Origin of the sequence: Bacillus cereus group sp. MYBK14-1, assembly GCF_051916885.1 — a bacterium.
Taxonomy (GTDB): domain Bacteria; phylum Bacillota; class Bacilli; order Bacillales; family Bacillaceae_G; genus Bacillus_A; species Bacillus_A cereus.
In genome coordinates, this window is sequence record NZ_JBQAHM010000003.1 from 111,323 (window position 1) to 136,478 (window position 25,156).

Genomic DNA, 25,156 nt, shown 5'->3' on the forward strand with positions numbered 1-25,156 from the left:
CCCTTCTAACTAAAACGTAACAGCAAGTCGCGCATTTGCGACTTTATCCATCGAAATTTGGATTTCTTTTTTACGTGTTTTAATTGTTAATAATAATGTTATTGTTGTACCATCGTAAGAAAGCAGTTTTCCTTCAAACATCTTTTCACCATCAATCGGCTCATATGTTTTAATTGCCACTTGTTTTCCTACCGCTTGCTGGAAGTCTTTTTCTTTCTTTAATGGGCGTTCCGCTCCAGGAGATGATACATCCAAAAAGTAAAGATGAGGAATTGGGTCCTCTTTATCTAAAGCTTCGCTTAAACGTTCACTTACCGCTCCGCATTCTTCAATGTCGACTCCCTTTTCAGAATCGATGAATACGCGTAAGAACCAGTCTTGTCCTTCTTTCACATACTCTACATCTACAAGTTCAAGATTTAACTCTTCAACGATCGGCTGCGCAAATGCTTCTACAACTTCTGTGACTTTCTTATCCATAAACAGCCTCCTTCCTGCCGTCATGTACCATTTAAAAGAAGAAGACCCCGCCAATTTAAAAACGGTCTATCTTATTCTTTCTCGTTAGCTAACAAAAGCCCCTGCTGTTCAGCAGGGATTATCTGTCTTAGTATTACCAAATTTAAGAAGTAAAACTTGTAACAAAATATGTATATACGACAGAAATCTTTTACCTATCTACGTAGATAAAACATAGATAGTAACACGAAAGAGTGGGTTTCCCCACTCTTTTCTTTACACAATATACATGACATGGTTATCTCGGTTAATAGTATATCATAGGAAATGTTGATTTGCAAAGACTTTTCCTACCTACTAGAACAGTGATAACTGGTTTTGATCTGGTAAGTCTCCTAAACAACCTTGGCTATCTAAATACTCAATAATTGTTTTCGAAACCTTACTTCGCTGTTGCAAGTCTTCTTTTGATAAGAAGTCTCCATTTTTACGTGCTTCTACAATACTTAAAGCTGCGTTTGTGCCAAGACCAGGTACTGCATTAAATGGAGGGATTAATGTATCTCCATCAATAATAAATTCTGTTGCATGTGAGCGGTATAAATCCACCTTTTGGAATGAGTATCCACGCTCACACATTTCAAGTGTCATTTCTAGTACTGTTAATAAACTCTTCTCTTTCGGCGCAGCATCGAGTCCCTTTTGAGCAATTTCATCAATTCTTGCACGTATAGATGCTGAACCTTTCGCCATTGCCTCTACATCAAAATCATCTGCACGAACTGTAAAATATGCGGCATAGAATAACAGTGCAAAATGTACTTTAAAGTATGCGATACGTACAGCCATAAGTACGTAAGCAGCCGCATGGGCTTTAGGGAACATGTATTTAATCTTCTTACATGAATCAATATACCAACCTGGTACATTATTATTTTTCATGTCTTCTTCCCATTCTTCCGGTACACCTTTACCTTTACGAACCGACTCCATGATTTTGAAGGCTAATGATGGATCTAGACCTTGATAGATTAAATATACCATGATGTCATCACGACAACCGATAACTTCGCTCAGCGTACATGTACCGTTATAAATTAACTCGTTTGCATTACCAAGCCATACGTCGGTACCATGTGATAGTCCAGAAATTTGGACTAACTCTGAGAATGTCGTCGGTTTTGTCTCTTCTAACATCTGTCTTACGAATTTTGTACCAAACTCTGGTATACCAAGTGTACCTGTTTTACAGTTAATTTGTTCTTCCGTTACCCCTAACGATTCTGGACCAGAGAAAATTTTCATTACTTCTGGATCATCCGTTGGGATTGTTTTCGGATCAATACCACTTAAATCTTGTAACATACGAATAACGGTCGGATCATCGTGTCCTAGTATATCAAGTTTCAATAAATTATCATGAATCGAGTGGAAATCAAAATGCGTTGTTCTCCATTCAGCACCAATTGAATCAGCTGGATACTGTATTGGTGAGAAATCAAAGATATCCATGTAATCTGGCACAACGATAATACCGCCTGGATGCTGTCCTGTTGTACGTTTTACACCGGTACACCCTGCTACTAAGCGATCAATCTCTGCATTTCGAATCGTTAAGTTATGATCATTTGCATAACCTTTTACATATCCGTAAGCAGTTTTTTCCGCAACTGTACCAATCGTTCCCGCACGATATACATAGTCTTCACCGAACAGTACTTTCGTATAGTTATGGGCACGTGGTTGGTATTCCCCGGAGAAGTTCAAATCGATATCGGGTACCTTATCTCCTTTAAATCCAAGGAATGTTTCGAACGGAATGTCATGTCCATCTTTTACATATGGAATATTACAAGCAGGACATTCTTTATCTGGTAAGTCAAAACCAGAGCCTACAGAACCATCATTAAAGAATTCTGATTGCTTACACTTCGGACATACATAGTGTGGTGGTAATGGGTTTACTTCTGTAATTTCCATCATCGTTGCAACAAATGATGATCCTACCGATCCACGCGAACCTACTAGATATCCGTCTACTAACGATTTTTTCACAAGCTTATGTGAAATTAAATAAATTACGGCGAATCCATGCCCAATAATACTTTTTAATTCTTTTTCTAAACGTGCTTCTACAATTTCCGGTAGCTCTTCACCATAAATGCTACGCGCCATTTTATAACTCATATCACGCGTTTCATCATCAGCACCTTCAATTTTCGGTGTGTATAGATCGTCTTTTACTGGATGCACATCACCAATTAATGACGCAATCTTTTGTGTATTTGTTACAACAACTTCTTTCGCTTTGTCTTCACCTAAGAATGAAAAACATTCTAACATTTCATCAGTTGTCCGGAAATGTACTGGCGGTAATGAATGTCGATTTAACGGATTGGCTCCGCCCTGCGAACTGACTAAAATTTTACGATACATTGCATCCTCAGGGTCTAAATAATGCACGTTTCCTGTAGCAACAACTGGTTTATCTAACGTCTCACCTAGTTTTACTAAGTTAGAAATAATTGTTTTTAATTGACCTTCGTCTCGAACAAGTTCACGTTCTACTAAATGACGCAACACCTCTGGAGGCATTACTTCAATGTAATCATAGAACTGGGCAATTTCTTCTACCTCTTCAGGTGCCTTTTGCATCATTGCCTCGAACACTTCACCTTTATCACAAGCCGTTCCTACTAAAATTCCTTCACGGTATTTTTTTAATAGTGACCTCGGCACACGTGGTACACGGTAAAAGTAATTAAGGTGAGAATATGAAACAAGTTTATATAAATTTTTCAATCCAACATCTGATGTGGCAAGTAACGTCATATGACTTGGACGGCCACGCTTATACGCATCCCCTTGTCCCATGCTATCATTTAATTGATCGTGATATTCAAATCCCTTTTCAATTACGTCTTTCAACATTTTCACAAGTAAATATCCCGTCGCTTCTGTATCATAAATCGCACGGTGATGTTGTGTTAATTCAATATCAAGTTTTTTACACATCGTATTTAATCGATGATTTTTCATTTCTGGGAATAAGAATCGTGCAAGTTCTAACGTATCAATAACGGGGTTATTCGTTTTTTCTAGTCCAGCCTTTTTAAAACCTACGTTAATAAAGCCCATATCAAAGCTCGCGTTATGGGCAACAAGTGTATGGTCGCCCATCCATTCCTCAAACTTTTTAAACACTTCGTCCACTTCAGGTGCATCAGTTAACATATCATCTGTAATACCTGTTAATTCAATGATCGTCGCCGATAATGGTTGATGCGGATTTGCAAAAGATTCAAAGCGGTCAATAATTTCGCCACCCTTTACTTTTACAGCAGCCAACTCAATAACTGTATCGTATACAGCTGATAAACCTGTCGTCTCAACGTCGAAAACAACATACGTTTCCTCTGCAAGTAAACGATGCGCTTCGTTATATGCTATCGGTACACCATCATTAACTAGATTTGCTTCTACACCATATATAACTTTAACTCCAGCCTTCTTCCCCGCAGAATACGCCTCTGGGAAAGACTGAGCCACGGCATGGTCTGTAACCGCAATAGCCTCATGTCCCCATTTACCAGCTTGAGCAACAAGCTTAGAAACTGGAGTGACAGCGTCCATTTGACTCATCGGAGTATGGAGATGCAGCTCTACTCGTTTTTCGCCTTCTGGTGCTTTATCTTTACGAGACGGTCCTGTTATTTCATTAATATCATTTGCAATCATTACTAAATCTCGAACGAATGTATCGTTTTGAACAGAACCACGCGCTTTCACCCACATTCCTTTTTTCAAGGATTGCAGCATTGGAATATCTTCTTTGTCACGCGAGAACATTTTGATCATAATAGAATCCGTATAATCCGTTATTTTTAAAGTTAATAACGTACGTCCACTACGAAGCTCTTTTGTTTCTACATGGAAGACATATCCTTGAACCGTTTTTCTTCTTTCTTCATCTTGAATTTCTCGCATCGGTGTAATCTCTTCATCTGGCTTAATAAGATACCCGAGTGTAATCGGTCCTTCATACACAACGCTGCTTTCTTCAGCTTGCTTCTTCGCCATTTCTTCCATAGCTTGTATAACACGCTCGCGGTCTTCTTGCTGCGTTTGTTCACGAAACTTTTGCATTTCTTCTGTATTTTGCTGTATATGTGTGTCTAACTGAAAACGCGGGAATCCAAAAACTTCGTATTGATCCCCTACTGGTTTCGCAACGTTTTTCTTTAAAGCAGTAGACTCCAGCTCGTTATTCACATTTATTAGCAACTTCACTCCATTCACCTGCGGAAGCTGCTTCTTTAAGTATGCGAACATAGGTGAAAATGTAATTCGTTCCGTACAAAGCGGCCAATACGCCCTCACTTCTTCTTCTGTAAATTGTTTATTCTCTGTTTCTAATGCAAATGTTGTTCTTGCAATATGAGAAAATGATTGCTTAAGCTTTGTTTCTAGCAATTCATATAATTCTGTAGGCAAAATACGTGGCACTTGTAAATCAAAACGCCAACTTTTATTCGCTTTATCAATAACGAGCCTTTCAATACCACCGCCTTGTAAATATTGATTTATAAGGTCGTCTGGTATTTGCAACTGCTGGAGCAAAATTTGAAATCGCTCTTGTTGTTCATTTGTTAAAGACATAAGCACTCTCCTTCCATTTGCTATTATAAATTGAAACGTACCACAAAGAAAGATTTCTCACCTCTTCTTTTACAAAATACGTTTACAAAGAAAGAGAAGGTACCCCATTACGAGGTACCTCTTCTTATTTTAAAATATTTGCAATATATGTTTGAAGTTCTTCTACTTTTACTTCTTCAGACTCACCTGTAGCACGTACTTTCACTTCTACAATACCTTCGTCTGCTTTTTTACCAACTGTAACACGAACTGGAAGACCGAATAAATCTGCATCTGCAAATTTAACACCTGCACGTTCTGCACGATCGTCTAATAACACTTCATAGCCTTGTTCTTGTAATGAGTTGTAGATATTTTCACCCATTTCACGTTGTGCATCCGATTTCATATTTACTGGAATTACATGCACATGGAACGGTGCTACAGCTTTTGGCCAAACTAAGCCGTTCTCATCGTTAAACTGCTCTGCAATTGCTGCCACTGTACGAGATACACCGATACCGTAACAACCCATAATAAGTGGTTGTGTTTTTCCGTTTTCATCTAGGAATGTTGCGTTCATTGCTTCACTATAACGAGTTCCTAATTTGAATACATGACCAACTTCAATTCCGCGTGCAAAAAGAATTGTTCCGTTTCCATCTGGAGATTGGTCTCCTTCTTGGATGAAGCGTAAATCTGTATATTGACTTACTTTAAAGTCACGTTCTGGATTTACATTTACATAATGGAATCCTTCTTCATTCGCTCCTGAACATCCGTTAACAATTGATGCTACAGCATGATCAGCAATAATTTCGATATCACCTGTTACATTAATCGGTCCTAATGAACCAACTTCACAATTTAATAATGCTTTTACTTCTTCATGAGAAGCAAGCTCAACAACTGAAGCGCCGTATACATTTTTCACTTTCACATCGTTTACTTCGTGATCACCACGAACAAGTACCACTACTAATTTCTCATCTACTTTAAACACCATAGACTTAATGCACTTGTCAGCTGCAATGTTTAAGAATGCAGATACTTCTTCAATCGCTTTTTGGTCTGGTGTTGCTACTTTTTCAAGTGCTTTTTCTGCTTCGTCACTCTTCGTATACGTAGCTACAACAGGAGCCATTTCGATGTTTGCTGCATAATCAGATGTGTCAGAGTATGCAATTGTATCTTCACCAACATCAGATAATACCATAAATTCATGTGTATCTTTTCCGCCCATTGCTCCAGAATCAGCAATAACTGCACGGAAATTCAAGCCACAGCGAGCAAAAATGTTAGAGTATGCTTTATATAAACGATCGTATACTTCATCTAAGCTCTCTTGTGTAGCATGGAAAGAGTATGCATCTTTCATTAGAAACTCTCTTCCACGTAATAAGCCGAAACGAGGTCTTTGCTCATCACGGAATTTTGTTTGAATTTGGTATAATGTTAACGGTAATTTTTTATATGATTTCACTTCATCACGCACAAGATCCGTAATTACTTCCTCATGTGTCGCTCCTAATGCGAATTCACGAGCATTACGATCTTTCATACGCATTAATTCAGATCCGTAAGAATACCAACGACCTGATTCTTGCCACAATTCCGCAGCTTGCATAGCTGGCATTAATAATTCTACAGCTCCTGCGCGCTCCATTTCTTCTCGAACGATACGTTCTACTTTGTGTAATACTTTTAATCCAAATGGTAGAAAGCTATAAATACCAGAAGCATTTTGACGCATAAAACCTGCACGAAGTAATAGCTGATGACTCTTAATTTCAGCATCAGCTGGAACTTCACGTAATGTAGGACTGAATACCATACTTTGTTTCATTTATTTGCACCTCTTCATTTTACTCTTACACGCAGTAAAACCCCTCACCTCGAGTTAGGTGAGGGATTTTATTCTACGAGCTCTATTTCATTATAAGTTTCACTTTATTTTACAAGAAAAACTTACGAATGTCATTCCAAGTTACAACTAACATAAGTAACATTAATAATGCAAAACCAATAAAGTGAACCATTCCTTCTTTTTGGCGATCAATTGGTTTCCCTCGTAACGCTTCAATTAAGAAGAAGAATAAACGGCCACCATCTAAAGCAGGAACTGGTAATAAATTAAATAAACCAAGATTAATGCTTAGAACTGCAGCTAAACTTAGTACACGCGTAAACCCATAATCTACAACTTGATCTGTTAGATTATAAATTCCTACTGGACCTGATAACTCATTAATAGAAAATTGACCAGTTACTAATTTAACAAGAGATTCAAAAATTAGTTTCGTCCATTGGTACGTTTGTTCAAATCCTGATTTAATAGAACCCATTACTGTTTTCTCTACAGGAGAATACACACCGATTCTACCAACTTCGTCTTTTCCTTCTTTATCGAGTGTTGGCGTTACTTTCACATTAAACTGTTCATTATCACGCTTTACTTGTAACGTAATTTCTTTATTTGGGTTTTCACGTACAATAGTAACAACATCTTTCCATGTACTTGTGTTTTTCCCATCAATAGCTTGAATTGTATCATTCTCTTTCAATCCAGCTTGCTGTGCTGCACTGTTATCCATCACTTTTCCGACCATTGGTTTGTCAATAGGAACCCCTTGTACAAATCCAAGAATCACAAAAATAACAAATGCTAAAATGAAGTTCATTGCAGGACCCGCAAAGATTGTTAAAGCGCGTTGCCCTAGTTTTTTCGAGCCAAATTGTCTATTATACGGAGCAATTTGAATTTCTTCCCCCGCAGTAATAATACGAGCCTTTTCATTCACTCGGAATGTTTGAAGCTCTTCCTCGTACTCTTCATAGCCCGAAATTGTTAAATTATGCTCCAAATCAGCTTGTTCGACTTCAATAACACGAACATTTGGATACTTTTCATATCCATCAAAAACTAATTTCACAACTTCGTCTTTTTCATTTAATACAAGGCCAACCTTTTTCCCAGGCTTTAACTCAACTGTGTCCGCATCCTCGCCGGCCATTCTTACATAGCCACCAAGGGGCAGTAATCGAATCGTATACACCGTTTCATTCTTTTCAAATGAGAATATTTTCGGACCAAAACCAATCGCAAACTCGCGGCATAAAATACCTGCTCTTTTTGCGAAATATAGATGCCCTAGCTCATGGAAAAATACGAGTGCACCGAAAATTAATATAAAGGCAATCGCTGTATTCAATTCCATAACCACCTTTGCTAAATTTGTTCCATCACAAACCGTCTTGTGGCCGCATCAATTTCCAAAATTTCCTCTAAGCTCGGTCGTGCAATGACATTGTGATGGTTCATTGCTTTTTCAATGAGGTCTTCCACTGTTAAGAAACCAATTCTCTTTTGTAAAAAGGCTTCAACAGCTACTTCATTCGCTGCGTTCATTACAGCTGGCATACTTCCACCTGCTTTTCCAGCTTCATACGCAAAACGTAAACAACGGAATCGTTCTTGGTCCATTTTCTCAAAATGCAACGTCCCTATTTCCCATAAGTTTAACTGTTTTGTGTCTGAAAGAGGCAATCTATCAGGATATGTAAGTGCGTATTGAATTGGTACTCGCATATCAGGTGAACCAAGCTGCGCCATTACACTACGATCTTCAAATTCAACCATAGAATGGATAATACTTTCTTTATGTAAAACAACATCGATTTGCTCATAAGGGATACCAAAAAGCCAATGTGCTTCAATTACTTCTAGTCCCTTATTCATCATTGTAGCAGAATCAATTGTAATTTTCGAACCCATTGACCAGTTTGGATGTCGAAGCGCATCTTCTACGGTCACATGATGCAATTCATCCCTCGTTTTATCACGGAAACTTCCACCAGAAGCCGTTATAATAAGACGAGAAATTCTTTTTTCATTTTCACCATTCAAGCACTGAAAAATAGCCGAATGTTCACTATCTACTGGAAGTAACGAAACATTATGTTTTCGTGCTGCTTCAATTACAAGATGTCCTGCAGTTACTAACGTTTCTTTATTTGCAATTCCAATTGTTTTTTTCGCCTCAATTGCACGAAGTGTTGGTAACAACCCTACGCTACCTACAACAGCATTTACTAGAATCTCCGCATCTGGATGTAATGCTACTTCTAAAAGTCCTTCACTACCATATACAATTTTTGTATTACCAGAAACAGATTGTAATTTTAAAACATCTTCCTCTCTTTGCACAGAGACGATTTGCGGAGAAAATTCTTGAATTACCTTTACTGCGTAGTCAATATTTTTCCCTACAGAAAAAGCAACGAGACGGAATTGGTCTGGGTGCGAGCGTAATACATCTAAAGTTTGTGTACCAATTGATCCGCTTGCACCTAATAAACTAATGTTTTTCATGACTCCAACCCCTCGTTCATTTATTAATTGTATTGTAATAAGAAGTAGAGAATTGGTAAAACGAATAACCAACTATCTGTTCGGTCTAATATACCACCATGCCCAGGTAAAATTGTACCTGAATCCTTTACGCCATAATGACGTTTAAAAGCAGATTGTACTAAATCACCAATTTGTCCAAAAATAGAAATGATAATTGTCAGCACAATTAAAATTACTACATTCGATTCGACTGGGAAGAACACGTTGTAAACAAGTGCCACAATAATTCCACAAACGATACCGCCTAATGAACCTTCAATCGTTTTATTCGGACTAATTTCTGGCCACAATTTTCTCTTGCCCAATGCTTTTCCTACGAAATATGCGCCTGAATCAGTAGCCCATATAACAAATAATGCGCAAAATACATATTTAATTCCTAATATTCTCGTTTCATTTAAATATAAGAATCCCATTGCCACATATGTCGTTGCCATCAGTAAAAATGAAGCATTATCAAAAGTAAATGTATTCTTAGAAAGGACTGTATATGATAAAAGTAATAAAACAATCACAAATGTGATTTCCAATTTACCTAATCCAATCCATGTAAACAGTTCTGATGCACTACTTGGAATTAAAAGAATCCACAATAATACTGCAGCTAAAACTGTCGGTACTGAAATAAGCGTAAGCTTATTCATACGAATTAATTCATATAAACCTATAGAAGCAAGTGCATACACTAAAACCGTAAAAGGCACGCCACCGTATATTACGATGGGAATGAATAGCGCGGCAGCAACCACTCCAGTAATAATTCTCTGTTTCACTATCAAACCCTCTCTTTCTACACGCCTCCGAATCTGCGCCCTCTATGTTGAAAGTCAGTAATCGCATTTAGCAAATGTTCTTCTTTGAAGTCTGGCCAATACACGTCTGTAAACCAAAACTCCGAATATGCAATTTGCCATAACATGAAATTACTAATACGTAGCTCTCCGCTTGTTCGGATTAACAACTCTGGATCAGGTAAAGAACTCGTCATTAAGTAGGAGGAAAGCATTTCTTCACTTACCTCTTCAGAACGAATTTTTCCTTCCTCATTATCTTTCATCATATGTTGCACAGCAGAAACGATTTCATCTCGACTTCCATAGTTTAACGCGAAATTAAGAATTAATCCCGTATTCTCTTTCGTATCTTCCATGGCTTTCTCCATCGCTCTGCGTGTATGCGTAGGAAGACGATCTTTTTGCCCTATTACTCGGACTTGTACGTTTTCTTCAATCAATTCTGGTAAAAATGTACCTAGAAATTCTTCTGGAAGCTTCATTAAATAATCAACTTCCTTTTTCGGTCTTTTCCAGTTCTCAGTTGAAAAAGCATAGAGAGTTAACACTTTCACATTAAGTTTACTTGCAAATTTTGTAATTTTCTTTACAACTTGCATACCTTCATGATGTCCCGCAATACGAGGCATTGCTCTCCTCTTTGCCCATCTTCCATTCCCATCCATAATGATGGCAATATGTTCTGGGATATATCCTTTTTTCACTTCTTCAACGAGATGATCAAACGATGTGTCCTTTTTACCTTTAAAAAAAGGAAAGTTTTTAAACATCATTCATACCCTCCAGCAAGCAGACGTATGCCTAAAAGTGTAAAAAGACCCCCTTAAGAAGAGGGTCATATTTGCGAAGTTATCGCTATTACACTTCCATGATTTCTTTTTCTTTGTTTTTTGCGATTTCGTCAACTTTTGCAATATATTTATCTGTTTCTTTTTGGATATCTTCAGTATATCCTCTTAAATCATCTTCTGTAATCTCGCCAGCTTTTTCAAGCTTCTTAAGATCATCATTTCCGTCACGACGTACGTTACGAACAGCAACTTTTGCTTCTTCAGCATATTTTTTCACAACTTTTACAAGATCACGACGACGCTCTTCTGTTAGTGCAGGGAATGCAATACGAATTACAGTTCCATCATTAGAAGGGTTTAAGCCTAAATCTGCTTTTAAAATTGCTTTTTCAATATCACCGATAGAAGTTTTATCATAAGGTTGAATTACTAGTAAACGCGCTTCTGGAACTGTAATGTTCGCTAATTGCACAACTGGTGTTGGTGCACCATAGTAATCAACTTGTACCTTATCTAATACAGACGCGTTTGCACGGCCAGCACGAACTGTTGCTAATTCACGAGAATAAGCAGCAACTGCTTTTTCCATTTTTTCATTTGAAGACTTCAATACTTGTTGTCCCATATTTATTTCCCCCTTACCACTGTTCCGATATTTTCGCCTAAAACGGCACGTTTAATATTACCTTTTTCCATAACTGAGAATACAATTAGTGGAATATCATTATCCATACATAGAGAAGAAGCTGTAGAATCCATTACACCTAAACCTTCTTTTAATACATCTAAGTAAGTAAGCGTTTCGTATTTTGTAGCTGTTGGATCAATAGATGGATCCGCATTATATACACCATCTACATTGTTTTTCGCCATTAAAATTACATCTGCTTCAATTTCTGCCGCACGTAATGCTGCTGTTGTATCTGTAGAGAAGTATGGGTTACCTGTACCTGCTGCAAAGATAACAACACGTTTTTTCTCTAAGTGACGAACTGCTTTACGACGAATGTAAGGTTCTGCAACTTGACGCATCTCAATTGAAGTTTGTACACGAGTTTGAATTCCGATATTCTCCAAGCTATCTTGAAGAGCTAATGAATTCATAACTGTCGCTAACATGCCCATGTAATCTGCCCCTGCACGATCCATGCCCATTTCACTTCCAATTTTTCCACGCCAAATGTTACCGCCACCAACAACAACAGCAACCTCTACATCAAGTTCTGCAATTTCTTTTACTTGTTCCGCAACTGACTTAATAACAGTTGGGTTAATTCCAAATCCTTGCTCTCCAGCTAAAGCTTCTCCACTTAGCTTTAAAACGACACGATTATATTTCGGTTTACTCATAATGAACCTCCAATTGCTTACATCTTTATTTTAAAAAAGGGAACACAATGTGTTCCCTAATCTGTATTAGTTACTACCTTTTACTTGGTTCATTACTTCTTCAGCAAAGTTGTCTTCGCGTTTTTCGATACCTTCACCAACAGCGTAGCGAACGAATCCTTTTAATGTTCCGCCTTTAGACTCAACGAACTGACGAACTTTCATATCAGGGTTTTTAACGAATGCTTGGTCAAGTAAGCAAATCTCTTCGAAGAATTTGCCTAGACGGCCTTCAACCATTTTCGCAACGATTTTCTCAGGCTTGCCTTCGTTTAATGCTTGTTGTGTTAATACTTGACGCTCATGCTCAACTTCTTCAGCTGTTACAGCATCGCGGTCGATGTATTTAGGGTTAACTGCAGCGATGTGCATTGCAACATCTTTAGCAGCAGCTTCATCAGTAGAACCTTCAAGAACTGTTAATACACCAATGCGTCCACCCATGTGTAGGTAAGCGCCGAATGCATCTGCATCAGTTTTTGATACGATTTCGAAACGACGAAGTGTAAGTTTTTCACCAATTTTAGCGATTGCTTCGTTGATGTGCTCTTCAACTTTTTTACCGTTTTCCATTGTTTGAGCCATAGCTTCTTCAACGTTAGCTGGTTTGTTAGTTAATAAGTGAGCAGCTAATTCTTTAATTAGTGTTTGGAAACCTTCGTTTTTCGCAACGAAATCAGTTTCAGAGTTTAATTCTAAGATTAAAGCGTCGTTACCGTTTGTTTCGATGAAAGTTAAACCTTCAGCAGCAATGCGGTCTGCTTTTTTAGCAGCTTTCGCAATACCTTTTTCACGTAAGAAGTCAATTGCCTTCTCCATGTCGCCATTAGTTTCTGTTAAAGCTTTTTTGCAGTCCATCATACCTGCGCCAGTTTTTTCACGTAATTCTTTTACCATTTGAGCAGTGATTGCCATACTTTTCATCCTCCTAAAATATGTATTTATACCTTTTATAAAGGTGTTTATACCTTAAAAAAGGTGATAAAAGGCCGAACCCCTTATCACCTTTCCAACTTTGTTACGCAGTAACAGTTTCTTCACCTTGTTTTGCTTCAAGGATCGCGTCTGCCATTTTAGATGTAAGAAGTTTTACAGCACGAATTGCATCATCGTTTGCTGGGATAACGTGATCGATTTCGTCTGGATCACAGTTTGTATCAACGATACCGATGATTGGAATGTGTAATTTGCGTGCTTCAGCAACTGCAATACGCTCTTTACGAGGGTCTACTACGAATAATGCACTTGGAAGACCTTTCATATCTTTAATACCGCCTAAGAATTTCTCAAGACGCTCTAACTCTTTTTTAAGTTGAACAACTTCTTTCTTAGGAAGTACTTCGAAAGTACCATCTTCTTGCATTCTTTCGATGTCTTTAAGACGCTTGATACGCTTTTGGATTGTTTGGAAGTTTGTTAAAGTTCCACCTAACCAACGTTGGTTAACGAAGTACATACCAGCACGAGTTGCTTCTTCTTTAATAGCTTCTTGTGCTTGTTTTTTAGTACCTACGAATAAGATGTCTCCGCCTTCAGCAGCGATGTCGCGCATCGTTCTGTAAGCTTCCTCAACTTTTTTCACAGTTTTTTGTAAGTCGATGATGTAGATACCGTTACGCTCTGTGAAAATGTAACGCTTCATTTTTGGGTTCCAACGACGAGTTTGATGTCCGAAATGAACACCAGCTTCAAGCAATTGCTTCATAGAAATTACTGACATAATATAGTTCCTCCTAAATGGTTTTTGATATCCTCCGTTTACTTCATCTCTAAGCGAAACTACAAACGTAGCACCAACACTTAAATCAGTAAACGTGTGTACTTTGTACTGACACCACTGCTTACTATATCATACTGAAATATTACAATCAAGTCGAAAATGCGAACAATGTAAAACTTTCTTTGTTCATACTCGAATTCTAGTATTACCAACCTTCTTTTCTTTTAAGCAAAAAAGTAAATACAATTAATAGTTTTCCCAGAAAACACGCTTATGACACTTTTCACAAGCATCTTCTATCCATTGCACAAAAAAACTCTCCTCAATTGAGGAGAGTTTTTTATAAATTAGTTTGTTTTTAATTTAGCAAGTTCTTGTAGAAACTTGTCGTTTAGCACTTTAATGTATGTTCCTTTCATACCTAAAGAGCGGGACTCAATAACACCAGCACTTTCTAATTTACGTAGTGCATTTACGATTACAGAGCGAGTAATTCCTACGCGATCAGCAATTTTACTTGCAACAAGTAAACCTTCTGTTCCATTTAATTCTTCGAAGATATGCTCAATTGCTTCTAACTCACTGTAAGATAATGAGCTGATTGCCATTTGAACAACAGCTTTACTACGCGCTTCCTCTTCGATTTCTTCTGCTTTTTCACGTAAGATTTCCATACCTACAACAGTTGAGCTGTACTCAGCAAGGATTAAATCATCATCTAAGAACTCTTGACCAAGACGAGCTAATACTAATGTACCTAGACGCTCACCGCCACCAACGATTGGTACGATTGTAGTTAAACCTTGACCGAATAATTCTCTGTTTTCTACTGGGAATGCTGTGTAAGCACTGTTCACATCTAAGTTTGAAGATGTTTCTGTAATGTTGAATAAGCTTTGTGTATATTCTTCTGGGAATTGACGTTCTGCAAGCATTTGCTTCATGCGTTCGTTTTCGATTTGTTGGTGAATTGCATAACCTAGTAATTTACCACGACGGCTAACTACGAATACGTTTGCTTCGATTACTTCACACATTGTGTCAGACATTTCTCTAAAGTTTACAGGCTTCCCTGCTGCGCTCTGTAATAACGCATTTAATTTTCTCGTTTTTGCTAATAATTCCATTTCAAAAGTTCCTCCTACATGTTACTCACATATTTTTTCATCACTTGGAAACTAGGGCGAGTCACCTGATGACACTATTACAAAATAAACTGGCTCACATCTTTATTTTTAGCAATTGTTGCTAATTTCTCCTCAACGTATTGAGGTGTTATCGTTATTTTCTCTAACGTAATTTCAGATGCTTCAAACGATAAATCTTCAAGGAGCTTCTCCATAATCGTATGAAGTCTTCTTGCTCCAATATTATCTGTATCCTGATTAACTTGATAAGCAATCTCAGCAATCTTACGAATAGCTTCGTCTGAAAATTCAATTTCTATACCTTCAGTCGCTAATAATGCCATATATTGTTTAATTAACGCATTGTCAGGCTCGATTAATATTTTAACAAAATCGTCTGTCGATAATTTTGTTAATTCTACTCGAATCGGAAATCTCCCTTGCAATTCCGGAATTAAATCCGACGGTTTAGACATATGGAACGCTCCAGCTGCAACGAATAAAATATAATCCGTTTTTACTGATCCGTATTTTGTCGCAACATTCGACCCTTCTACAATTGGCAGAATGTCACGTTGCACACCTTCACGTGATACATCTACGCTATTCGACTGCTTACCAGCAATTTTGTCAATTTCATCGATAAAAATAATCCCGAGCTGTTCAGCACGATAAACAGCCTCTTGTGTAACTTCATCCATATCAATTAAGCGCTGTGCCTCTTCATTTGTCAAGAGTTTTCTTGCTTCTTTTACAGAAAGTTTACGTTTTTTCGTTTTTTTCGGCATAAAACTTCCTAGCGCATCTTGGAAATTCATTCCCATTTGTTCCATGCCAGTTCCTTGTAACATATCAAACATGGAAGACTGTTGTTCAGTCACTTCAATCGATACAATTTCTTCTTCAAGAAGCCCTGCAGCAAGCTTTCTCTCCACATCTTGACGTTTCTTTTCGATTTCAACATCTTCTTGTGTATCAGACGTTTGATTCGAATTTTGAGCGCCTCCAAAAAGCATCTCTAATGGATTTTTGAATCCAGATTGCTTCTCCGGACTCGGCACTAAAATTTCAACAAGACGTTGATTCGCTTGCTCTTCTGCTTTATCTTGAACTTTCACTACCATTTCTTCTTTTACGATACGAACCGATGTTTCCACCAAGTCACGTACCATCGACTCTACATCTCTACCCACATATCCAACTTCTGTGAATTTTGTAGCCTCAACCTTAATAAAAGGTGCTCCAACGAGTTTCGCCATTCGTCGTGCTACCTCTGTTTTCCCAACACCTGTCGGTCCAATCATTAAAATATTTTTAGGTGCAATTTCGTCACGTAAATTTTCAGCTAATTTACTGCGGCGATATCGATTTCTCAACGCTACAGCAACCGCTTTCTTTGCGTCTTTTTGACCGATGATGTATTGATCTAATTTTTCCACAATTTGGCGCGGAGTAAAATGTAAATGCATATAAAATGCCTCCCTTACGATTCTACAATTCTTCAACAATTATGTTGTGATTCGTATAAACACAAATATCGCCAGCAATCTCTAAACTCGCTTTCGCAATTTGCTTCGCTGTTAAGTGTTCACTTGCATATTGCTTTAAAGCACGACCTGCAGAAAGTGCATAATTCCCACCAGATCCAATTGCTAAAATACCATCATCCGGTTCAATCACTTCTCCTGTACCTGAAACAAGGAGCATAGTTGTTTTATCCATGACAATGAGCATCGCTTCTAGCTGACGTAACATTTTATCGCCACGCCATTGTTTTGCCATTTCAACAGCAGCACGCTGCAAGTTGCCATTATACTCTTCTAATTTCCCTTCAAACATTTCAAAAAGAGTAAATGCGTCAGCAACCGATCCTGCGAAACCAGCTAAAACTTTACCTTGGAAAAGTTTACGAACTTTACGAGCTGTATGTTTCATTACAACAGCATTTCCCATTGTCACTTGGCCATCTCCAGCCATTGCACATTCTCCATTATGATGAACTGCAAATATCGTTGTAGCGTGGAAATTTCCCATAGAAAAAACTCCTTTATTTGTTTTTATAGCTTTTAAAGCAATTTATGCCCGCGGGTGATGCTTCATGTAAACAGAACGCAATCTTTCTTTAGAGACATGCGTATAAATTTGTGTCGTCGACAAATTTTCATGGCCTAATAGCTCCTGTACAGTACGTAAATCCGCCCCTTCATCTAGCATATGTGTAGCAAATGTATGCCTTAACATATGGGGACTTATCCGCATTGTCAGCGAAGCCTTTTTAATGAGTTCATTTAAAACATAACGAACCCCACGACTTGTTAGCGGTGTACCTTTCGCATTTAAAAATACCATATGAGAATCTTCGTCAGTCTTATTAACTAACTGTTTTCTCCCATTCTCTATATAAGTAATTAAAGAATCTTGCGCATAGCTTCCGAACGGAATATACCTTTGTTTTTTTCCTTTTCCCATTACTAAAATTGTTCCCACCGCAAAGTCAATATCGGTAAGTTGTAAATTGACACATTCACTCACACGGATCCCAGTCGCATACATCAACTCTAATAAAGCTTGATTCCTTTGACCTAATGGCGTTTCCGTGTCAGAAACTTCAAATAATTCCTCTAACTCTTCAGCATATAAAAACTTTGGGATTGACAATTCTTTTTTGGGGAGTGACGCAAGTGCAAACGGATTATCCTTTCGATAACCTTCACGCATCAAAAAACGATATAAACTTCGTAAGCTTGATACTTTTCTTGCGACAGATTTACGGGCTAACTTTTCATCGTGCAACGTCGTTAAGTACAAACGAACATCCGCGTATGTAACGTCTAAAAAAGAGGATATGCCTTCTCGTTCCATAAATTGCACAAAATGTTCTAAATCATTTTGATAACTTGCAATTGTATATTTTGAATAATTTCTTTCAATTTGTAAATATCCAACGAATAATTGTAACAATTTCTTCACATTCACACAACTCACCTCAATAAAGGCTACTAAATCGTATCACAACTTAGTAGCCTTTGCAAGAAATTTAACTAAATATTTACAAAATTTTGAATCGTTTCTAAAGCGCGTGCTGCGTACGCTTCATTTCGTTCTGCTTTCTTTTTAATCTTCTTCTCTAACGGTGCAAATAGACCGAAGTTCGCATTCATCGGCTGGAAGTTTTTAGCGTTCGTTGCCGTAATATAATTTGCCATGCTACCCATCGCAGTTACTGGCGGTAATACAACTGGCTCTTCACCTTGCACAAGACGCGCAGCATTAATTCCTGCTAATAATCCTGATGCTGCTGATTCAACATATCCCTCTACTCCAGTCATTTGACCAGCGAAGAATAAATCATCACGTTGTTTATATTGATATGTTGGACGAAGCAAATTAGGTGAATTAATAAACGTATTACGATGCATTACACCATAACGTACAATCTCTGCATTTTCCAATCCCGGAATTAACTGTAGCACTTCTTTTTGCGGTCCCCACTTTAAATGAGTTTGGAAACCTACGATATTGTATAAAGTTCCCGCTGCATCATCTTGACGTAACTGAACAACAGCATATGGCGTTTTCCCTGTTTTTGGATCTTCCAATCCAACAGGTTTCATAGGTCCAAATACTAACGTCTGTCTCCCTCTACTTGCCATAACTTCTACTGGCATACAACCTTCAAAGAAAATTTCTTTTTCAAACTCTTTTAAAGGCACTGTCTCAGCAGCAATTAGAGCCTCATAAAAACGATCAAACTCTTCTTCTGTCATTGGGCAATTTAAATATGCAGCTTCACCTTTGTCATAACGCGATTTTAAATACACTTTATTCATGTCAATGCTGTCTTTTTCTACGATTGGGGCTGCAGCATCATAGAAGTAGAAATAATCTTCTCCTGTTAATTCTTTCAATTTTGCAGAAAGATCAGGAGATGTTAATGGACCTGTAGCAATAATTGTCGTTCCCTCTGGGATATCTGTAATTTCTTCATTCATTACAGTTACATTTGGATGGTTCTTTACATATTCTGTTACTTTAGCTGCGAACTCATGACGATCTACAGCTAAAGCACCTCCAGCTGGTACAGAGCACTCATCCGCCGCACGAATAATTACAGAATCCATTAAGCGCATTTCCTCTTTAATAACCCCAACTGCATTTGTTAAAGTGTTTGCACGAAGTGAGTTACTACATACTAATTCAGCGAATTTATCTGTGTGATGAGCTGGCGTTTGCCTTACCGGTCTCATTTCATATAATCTAACTTGGACACCACGTTTTGCAATTTGGTAAGCTGCTTCACTTCCTGCAAGACCTGCGCCAATGACGTTTACTACTTGTGTTGTCATTTATATCACCTTTCCTTTTCTTCCCGAAAAAAATGTGAGCAGTTACGCTCACATTTGTTGTTCTTCTTCATAATCGCACGAAATACATTGTACTTGCACGCCTTTTTTCAACTTTTTCTCTACAAGCATGCCTTCGCACTTCGGACACTTACGACCAATTGGCTTATCCCAAGATACAAAGTCGCATTCCGGATACGTACCGCACCCATAGAAAAGACGTTTCTTTTTATTACTACGGCGTTCAATAATTTGACCCTTATCACACTTTGGACAAGTAACACCGATTTCTTTCACAATCGGCTTTGTATTACGACAATCTGGGAAATTCGAGCAAGCCATAAATTTCCCGTATTTACCCATTTTAAAGACCATTGGGTGATTACATAATTCACAATCTTCCCCAGCTGGTTCATCTTTAATTTCCACTTCACGCATTTCTTTTTCCGCTTTTTCTAAACGCGGTTCAAAACCTACGTAGAAATCATCAACAATTTTTACCCAATTCGCATTTCCTTCTTCTACTTCATCAAGGCTTTGCTCCATATTGGCAGTAAATTCAATGTTAATAATTTCTGGGAAAAACTCTAAAATAAGTTCAATTACTATTTCACCAAGTTCAGTCGGAACGAAGCGTTTATTATCCAAACCTACATACCCACGCTTTTGAATTGTTTCAAGTGTAGGTACATATGTTGACGGTCTTCCAATTCCAAGTTCTTCAAGTGTTCTTACTAGGCGAGCCTCTGTATAGCGCGGAGGAGGTTGTGTAAAATGTTGCTTTGGTTCTAAATCCTTTGAAAATACAGTTTCCCCTACTTCTAAAGGTGGCAACATCTTATCCTTTTCTTCAGCACCATCATCTTTCGACTCTACATACACTTTCATAAATCCTGGGAACTTTACAACCGATCCACTTGCACGGAACTGAACATTGTTATTAATGAGTCTCGCTGTCACAGTATCCATTATAGCAGACGCCATTTGACTTGCAACAAATCGCTCCCAAATCAATTTATATAATCGAAGTTGATCACGACCTAAGAAACTTTTTAGTTCCTCTGGCTTTCTCATTACTGAAGTAGGACGAATTGCCTCATGCGCATCTTGTGCATTTGACTTTTTCGTTTCTTTCTTCTTTTCTGTTCCTATGTATTCCGTACCATACGCTTCAGTGATGTAAGTACGAGCCTCTGTTTGAGCTGTTTCTGAGATACGTGTTGAATCAGTTCTCATATACGTAATAAGACCTACAGTTCCTTGTTTTCCAAGATCTATCCCTTCATACAATTGCTGTGCAAGCATCATTGTTTTCTTTGCTCGCATGTTTAACTTACGTGCTGCTTCTTGTTGCAAGGAAGATGTTGTAAACGGTAATGCAGGATTACGTTTTCGCTCTTTGCGCGTTACATTTTCAACTGAAAACGCATTGTCTTTCATCTGTTCAATTATTTCATTCACTTGCGTTTCATTTGTTAATTGAACTTTTTCACCATCTACACCGTAAAAGCTTGCTTCAAATGTGTCTTTTCCTTTTACAAATTCTGTTTTAATTGTCCAGAATTCTTCAGGTTCAAAGTTTTGAATTTCCCTTTCACGCTCGATGATTAAACGAACTGCTACAGATTGTACACGTCCTGCACTTAATCCTTTTTTTACTTTCTTCCATAATAAAGGACTAATATTGTAACCAACAAGACGATCAAGTATACGTCTTGCTTGTTGTGCATCCACTAAATCCATATTAATTGCACGAGGATGTTTAAATGATTCTTTGATTGCATCTTTCGTAATCTCATTAAACACAACCCGACAATCTGATTCAACGTCCACATTTAACGTATTCGCTAAATGCCAAGCAATCGCTTCCCCTTCACGGTCTGGATCGGCCGCGAGATAGACTTTCTTTGCTTTTTTCGCCGCTGATTTTAAATCTTTTAAGACGGGACCTTTACCACGAATGGTAATATACTTCGGGGTGAAGTTGTTCTTTACTTCTATCCCCATTTGACTTTTTGGCAAATCGCGAACATGTCCCATAGACGCGACAACTTTGTATTTTTTCCCTAAATATTTCTCAATGGTCTTCGCCTTAGAAGGCGACTCCACGATTACGAGGTAATCTGACATGCTAGTGCCTCCTTAAGAGGTGGATTCAAGTCTTCATTAATCTTATTGATTTCTCTTGTTTTTGTCAATCAAGAATGAATATACCATACAGTGCCAATCTACCATTTGTCAATAATTGTTTAATAAAAACATAAAAATATAAGGTTAATTTAAAATCTCTTCCAAGATATCTTCTGCATTTCTTACTAGTTTTGCTCCTTGCTGAATAAGATGATTCGTTCCCGATGCCCCCTCTATAAATATAGGTCCAGGAAGCGCAAACACCTCTCTATTTTGCTCTAACGCAAGGTCTGCAGTAATAAGTGTTCCACTTCTCGATTTCGCTTCTACAACTAAAACACCTTTACTTATACCACTAATAATCCGATTCCTTTTTGGAAAATACCATTTTTTCGGTGCATAGTGCGGCGGATACTCTGTCAATAACAATATATATTCCTTCCACATTTCATATAAATGTCTATTTTCTTTCGGATACATAAAAGACAATCCATGCCCTAATATCGCAATAGTCGGGCGATGATGCCTTACTGTAATCTCATGAGACATTGTATCTATCCCTTTTGCAAACCCACTGACAATAAGCCACTCTCTTTCTAATAAAGGGTGTAAAATAAACTTCAAACTCTCATGACCATATAATGATGGTTCTCTCGTTCCAACAACTGCTAATTTATTTACTTTATTCAGGAAATCTTTCTCTCCTTTTCCATATAAAACGAAGGGAGGGTCTTGTATTTCACGTAATAATTGCGGATAATCTTCATCCCATATCGTTATATAAAAAATACGATTTCTCTCTAAATAAGATATATATTGCGGAAGATTTGAACTTTGAAGAAATTTTACTAGTTCTGAAGATTTTTTCGAGGATATTCCAGTGTAGTGTTCCATTTGTTTTTCGTTAAAATTATATATGTTCTTTAATTCTGGATCGACATATAGTAGCCTCTCCATCGCTTTCCAATAATCTGCTAGCAAGTAATGAAGATGTAATAATCTCTCTCTTTTCATCTTAATTCTCCTTACCCATAATTTTTATTATGTAAACAGAAAAAAGTGTAAAAAGACACCCTCAAGTAAGAAGGTGTCTTTCAACAGATTAATAGTTTTTACAAGTCTCAAATAAACCTTTTTCTTTTAAAACAGAGATTAGCGTTTCTCCCATAACTGCTGGAGTTTCAGCTACTTTAATGCCACAAGCTTCCATTGTTTTAATCTTTTCAGCAGCAGTTCCTTTACCGCCAGAAATGATTGCACCAGCATGGCCCATACGTTTGCCAGCAGGCGCTGTTTGACCACCAATGAAGCCTACAACAGGTTTTGTCATATTAGCTTTTACCCATTCAGCTGCCTCTTCTTCTGCTGTACCGCCGATTTCACCAATCATAATTACAGCATGTGTTTCTTCATCTTCATTAAATGCTTTTAACGCATCAATAAAGTCTGTACCGTTAACAGGGTCTCCGCCGATACCTACAGCAGTAGATTGGCCAATACCTTCTTGTGTTAACTGATGTACAGCTTCATAAGTTAATGTACCAGAGCGAGATACGATACCAACATGACCTTTTTTATGAATATATCCTGGCATAATACCAATCTTACATTCATCTGGTGTGATTACACCTGGGCAGTTTGGTCCAAGTAAACGTGTATGTTTACCCGCCATATATCTCTTTACGTTTACCATATCTAATACAGGAATCCCTTCAGTAATACATACTACTAAATCAATTTCTGCATCAACAGCTTCCATAATTGCATCTGCCGCAAAAGCGGGTGGAACGTATACAACTGAAGCGTTTGCGCCTGTTGCTTTCACTGCATCTTCTACTGTATCAAATACTGGTACACCTTCAATATCAGTGCCGCCCTTACCTGGTGTTACACCACCGACAATTTTCGTACCGTATTCAATCATTTGTTTTGTATGGAATAAACCTTGAGAACCTGTAATACCTTGAACAATAACTTTTGTATCTTTATTAACTAATACGCTCATTTTTCTCCCCCGCTTTCTATTAGCCCACTAGTGAAACAATTTTTTGTGCACCGTCTGCCATAGATTCTGCTGCAACAATATTTAAGCCAGACTCATTTAAAATTTTCTTACCTAGTTCTACGTTTGTGCCTTCAAGACGTACAACTAAAGGTAACTCAAGACCTACTTGTTTCGTTGCTTCAATAACACCTTCTGCAATAACATCACACTTCATAATGCCACCAAAAATGTTAACGAAGATACCTTTTACATTTTTGTCAGAAAGGATAATTTTGAATGCTTCTGTAACTTTTTCTGCAGTTGCACCGCCACCAACATCTAAGAAGTTAGCTGGGTCACCGTGGTAATGTTTAATGATATCCATTGTAGCCATCGCTAAACCTGCACCATTAACCATACAACCGATATTTCCATCTAAAGGAATGTAGTTTAAGTCGTATTTTGAAGCTTCAATTTCTTTTGAATCCTCTTCATCAAGATCACGAAGCTCTAAAATGTCTTTATGGCGATATAACGCATTAGAATCAAAGTTTAATTTTGCATCTAATGCCATAACTTTACCTTCGCCTGTTGTAACAAGTGGGTTAATCTCAGCGATAGAGCAATCTTTTTCGATAAACGCACGATATAAGCCCATCATAAACTTCACAGCTTGTCCTACAAGCTCTTTTGGAATATTGATGTTAAATGCAATTCGGCGCGCTTGGAAACCTTGCAAGCCTACTGCTGGATCAATATATTCTTTAAAGATTTTTTCAGGTGTTTTTTCTGCTACTTCTTCAATTTCTGTTCCGCCTTCTTCAGACGCCATTAAAACAACTTGAGAAGTTGCACGATCTAAAACTAGACCTACATAATATTCTTTTTTAATATCGCAACCTTCTTCGATAAGTAAGCGTTTTACTTCCTTACCTTCAGGACCTGTTTGATGTGTCACAAGTGTAGTTCCTAAAATGCTTTCTGCATATGTACGAACTTCATCTAAATTTTTCGCAACTTTTACTCCGCCAGCTTTGCCGCGTCCACCAGCGTGAATTTGTGCTTTCACTACACATACATCTGTTCCTAATTCTTTCGCTGCTTCTACAGCTTCTTCTACTGTAAATGCAACCTTCCCGTTCGGAACGCTAACCCCATAGCTTCTAAGGACTGCCTTACCTTGGTACTCATGGATATTCATGGTCCCATCCTCCCCTGTTTTCCTGTTTTACTCGAAAAGTTTTTTAATGTTTAAAAAACATTACATTGCCATTGTATAAGATGATTGGCACGCTGTCTACAATAAAGTGTCAGAAAACTGAAATCGCTTTATTCTTTTTCGAAAATAGTAATGTTTATATGCCAAA

General features: G+C 37.8%; 20 protein-coding genes. All 20 read right to left on the reverse strand.

Annotated elements, in window-relative coordinates; genetic code table 11:
- Positions 1-9: 9 nt before the first annotated feature.
- Positions 10-480 (reverse strand): ribosome maturation factor RimP, encoded by a 471-nt coding sequence (gene rimP / locus ACTFR3_RS10160; protein ID WP_000359096.1) that lies wholly within the window; start codon positions 478-480, stop codon positions 10-12.
- Between the two features lie 336 nt (positions 481-816).
- The gene (locus ACTFR3_RS10165; RefSeq protein ID WP_440044397.1) at positions 817-5,118 is read right to left on the reverse strand and encodes a PolC-type DNA polymerase III; all 4,302 of its coding nucleotides are present in this window, start codon (positions 5,116-5,118) and stop codon (positions 817-819) included.
- Positions 5,119-5,242: 124 nt separating this feature from the next.
- Positions 5,243-6,943, reverse strand: coding sequence for a proline--tRNA ligase (locus tag ACTFR3_RS10170; RefSeq protein ID WP_000814299.1), 1,701 nt, complete (start codon positions 6,941-6,943; stop codon positions 5,243-5,245).
- Between the two features lie 109 nt (positions 6,944-7,052).
- Entirely contained in the window at positions 7,053-8,309 is a 1,257-nt protein-coding gene (rseP, locus tag ACTFR3_RS10175) for an RIP metalloprotease RseP (RefSeq protein ID WP_001090243.1), read from the reverse strand.
- A 17-nt stretch (positions 8,310-8,326) separates the two neighbouring features.
- Positions 8,327-9,469, reverse strand: a complete 1,143-nt coding sequence (dxr, locus tag ACTFR3_RS10180; RefSeq protein WP_440044398.1) for a 1-deoxy-D-xylulose-5-phosphate reductoisomerase — start codon at positions 9,467-9,469, stop codon at positions 8,327-8,329.
- Positions 9,470-9,492: 23 nt separating this feature from the next.
- Entirely contained in the window at positions 9,493-10,284 is a 792-nt protein-coding gene (gene cdsA, locus ACTFR3_RS10185; RefSeq protein ID WP_000813592.1) for a phosphatidate cytidylyltransferase, read from the reverse strand.
- 17 nt (positions 10,285-10,301) lie between these two features.
- Positions 10,302-11,078: an isoprenyl transferase gene (gene uppS / locus ACTFR3_RS10190; RefSeq protein ID WP_000971296.1), complete on the reverse strand. Its 777-nt coding sequence runs from the start codon at positions 11,076-11,078 to the stop codon at positions 10,302-10,304.
- An 85-nt stretch (positions 11,079-11,163) separates the two neighbouring features.
- Complete coding sequence (frr, locus tag ACTFR3_RS10195; protein ID WP_000531501.1) at positions 11,164-11,721, reverse strand: ribosome recycling factor; 558 nt, start codon at positions 11,719-11,721, stop codon at positions 11,164-11,166.
- A 2-nt stretch (positions 11,722-11,723) separates the two neighbouring features.
- Positions 11,724-12,446 (reverse strand): UMP kinase, encoded by a 723-nt coding sequence (pyrH, locus tag ACTFR3_RS10200; RefSeq protein ID WP_000042668.1) that lies wholly within the window; start codon positions 12,444-12,446, stop codon positions 11,724-11,726.
- Between the two features lie 66 nt (positions 12,447-12,512).
- A complete protein-coding gene (tsf, locus tag ACTFR3_RS10205) occupies positions 12,513-13,400 on the reverse strand; it encodes a translation elongation factor Ts (RefSeq protein WP_001018578.1) in 888 nt (295 codons plus the stop codon).
- 103 nt (positions 13,401-13,503) lie between these two features.
- Positions 13,504-14,205, reverse strand: coding sequence for a 30S ribosomal protein S2 (gene rpsB, locus ACTFR3_RS10210; RefSeq protein ID WP_000111485.1), 702 nt, complete (start codon positions 14,203-14,205; stop codon positions 13,504-13,506).
- Positions 14,206-14,552: 347 nt separating this feature from the next.
- Positions 14,553-15,332 (reverse strand): GTP-sensing pleiotropic transcriptional regulator CodY, encoded by a 780-nt coding sequence (gene codY / locus ACTFR3_RS10215; protein WP_000421290.1) that lies wholly within the window; start codon positions 15,330-15,332, stop codon positions 14,553-14,555.
- A gap of 77 nt (positions 15,333-15,409) precedes the next feature.
- Positions 15,410-16,801 carry an ATP-dependent protease ATPase subunit HslU gene (hslU, locus tag ACTFR3_RS10220; RefSeq protein ID WP_000550078.1) on the reverse strand — a complete coding sequence of 464 codons (1,392 nt, stop codon included), beginning with the start codon at positions 16,799-16,801 and terminating at the stop codon, positions 15,410-15,412.
- Between the two features lie 22 nt (positions 16,802-16,823).
- Positions 16,824-17,366: an ATP-dependent protease proteolytic subunit HslV gene (gene hslV, locus ACTFR3_RS10225; RefSeq protein ID WP_000526272.1), complete on the reverse strand. Its 543-nt coding sequence runs from the start codon at positions 17,364-17,366 to the stop codon at positions 16,824-16,826.
- 42 nt (positions 17,367-17,408) lie between these two features.
- A complete protein-coding gene (gene xerC / locus ACTFR3_RS10230) occupies positions 17,409-18,308 on the reverse strand; it encodes a tyrosine recombinase XerC (RefSeq protein ID WP_001101243.1) in 900 nt (299 codons plus the stop codon).
- A gap of 65 nt (positions 18,309-18,373) precedes the next feature.
- Complete coding sequence (gene trmFO, locus ACTFR3_RS10235; protein WP_440044399.1) at positions 18,374-19,678, reverse strand: FADH(2)-oxidizing methylenetetrahydrofolate--tRNA-(uracil(54)-C(5))-methyltransferase TrmFO; 1,305 nt, start codon at positions 19,676-19,678, stop codon at positions 18,374-18,376.
- Between the two features lie 48 nt (positions 19,679-19,726).
- The gene (topA, locus tag ACTFR3_RS10240) at positions 19,727-21,805 is read right to left on the reverse strand and encodes a type I DNA topoisomerase (protein ID WP_001286963.1); all 2,079 of its coding nucleotides are present in this window, start codon (positions 21,803-21,805) and stop codon (positions 19,727-19,729) included.
- A gap of 144 nt (positions 21,806-21,949) precedes the next feature.
- Positions 21,950-22,819, reverse strand: coding sequence for a DNA-processing protein DprA (gene dprA / locus ACTFR3_RS10245; protein WP_440044400.1), 870 nt, complete (start codon positions 22,817-22,819; stop codon positions 21,950-21,952).
- An 88-nt stretch (positions 22,820-22,907) separates the two neighbouring features.
- A complete protein-coding gene (sucD, locus tag ACTFR3_RS10250; RefSeq protein ID WP_000115178.1) occupies positions 22,908-23,810 on the reverse strand; it encodes a succinate--CoA ligase subunit alpha in 903 nt (300 codons plus the stop codon).
- Between the two features lie 19 nt (positions 23,811-23,829).
- Positions 23,830-24,990: an ADP-forming succinate--CoA ligase subunit beta gene (sucC, locus tag ACTFR3_RS10255; RefSeq protein WP_001020791.1), complete on the reverse strand. Its 1,161-nt coding sequence runs from the start codon at positions 24,988-24,990 to the stop codon at positions 23,830-23,832.
- Positions 24,991-25,156 lie beyond the last annotated feature (166 nt).

What these genes read in the sequence shown, in the direction of transcription:
- rimP (WP_000359096.1), bottom strand. Translation starts at nt 480, where the DNA reads ATGGATAAGAAAGTCACAGAAGTTGTAGAAGCATTTGCGCAGCCGATC.
- ACTFR3_RS10165 (WP_440044397.1), bottom strand. Translation starts at nt 5,118, where the DNA reads ATGTCTTTAACAAATGAACAACAAGAGCGATTTCAAATTTTGCTCCAG.
- ACTFR3_RS10170 (WP_000814299.1), bottom strand. Translation starts at nt 6,943, where the DNA reads ATGAAACAAAGTATGGTATTCAGTCCTACATTACGTGAAGTTCCAGCT.
- dxr (WP_440044398.1), bottom strand. Translation starts at nt 9,469, where the DNA reads ATGAAAAACATTAGTTTATTAGGTGCAAGCGGATCAATTGGTACACAA.
- uppS (WP_000971296.1), bottom strand. Translation starts at nt 11,078, where the DNA reads ATGATGTTTAAAAACTTTCCTTTTTTTAAAGGTAAAAAGGACACATCG.
- frr (WP_000531501.1), bottom strand. Translation starts at nt 11,721, where the DNA reads ATGGGACAACAAGTATTGAAGTCTTCAAATGAAAAAATGGAAAAAGCA.
- pyrH (WP_000042668.1), bottom strand. Translation starts at nt 12,446, where the DNA reads ATGAGTAAACCGAAATATAATCGTGTCGTTTTAAAGCTAAGTGGAGAA.
- tsf (WP_001018578.1), bottom strand. Translation starts at nt 13,400, where the DNA reads ATGGCAATCACTGCTCAAATGGTAAAAGAATTACGTGAAAAAACTGGC.
- rpsB (WP_000111485.1), bottom strand. Translation starts at nt 14,205, where the DNA reads ATGTCAGTAATTTCTATGAAGCAATTGCTTGAAGCTGGTGTTCATTTC.
- codY (WP_000421290.1), bottom strand. Translation starts at nt 15,332, where the DNA reads ATGGAATTATTAGCAAAAACGAGAAAATTAAATGCGTTATTACAGAGC.
- hslU (WP_000550078.1), bottom strand. Translation starts at nt 16,801, where the DNA reads ATGCATTTACATTTTACTCCGCGCCAAATTGTGGAAAAATTAGATCAA.
- hslV (WP_000526272.1), bottom strand. Translation starts at nt 17,366, where the DNA reads ATGGGAAATTTCCACGCTACAACGATATTTGCAGTTCATCATAATGGA.
- trmFO (WP_440044399.1), bottom strand. Translation starts at nt 19,678, where the DNA reads ATGACAACACAAGTAGTAAACGTCATTGGCGCAGGTCTTGCAGGAAGT.
- topA (WP_001286963.1), bottom strand. Translation starts at nt 21,805, where the DNA reads ATGTCAGATTACCTCGTAATCGTGGAGTCGCCTTCTAAGGCGAAGACC.
- dprA (WP_440044400.1), bottom strand. Translation starts at nt 22,819, where the DNA reads ATGAAAAGAGAGAGATTATTACATCTTCATTACTTGCTAGCAGATTAT.
- sucD (WP_000115178.1), bottom strand. Translation starts at nt 23,810, where the DNA reads ATGAGCGTATTAGTTAATAAAGATACAAAAGTTATTGTTCAAGGTATT.
- sucC (WP_001020791.1), bottom strand. Translation starts at nt 24,990, where the DNA reads ATGAATATCCATGAGTACCAAGGTAAGGCAGTCCTTAGAAGCTATGGG.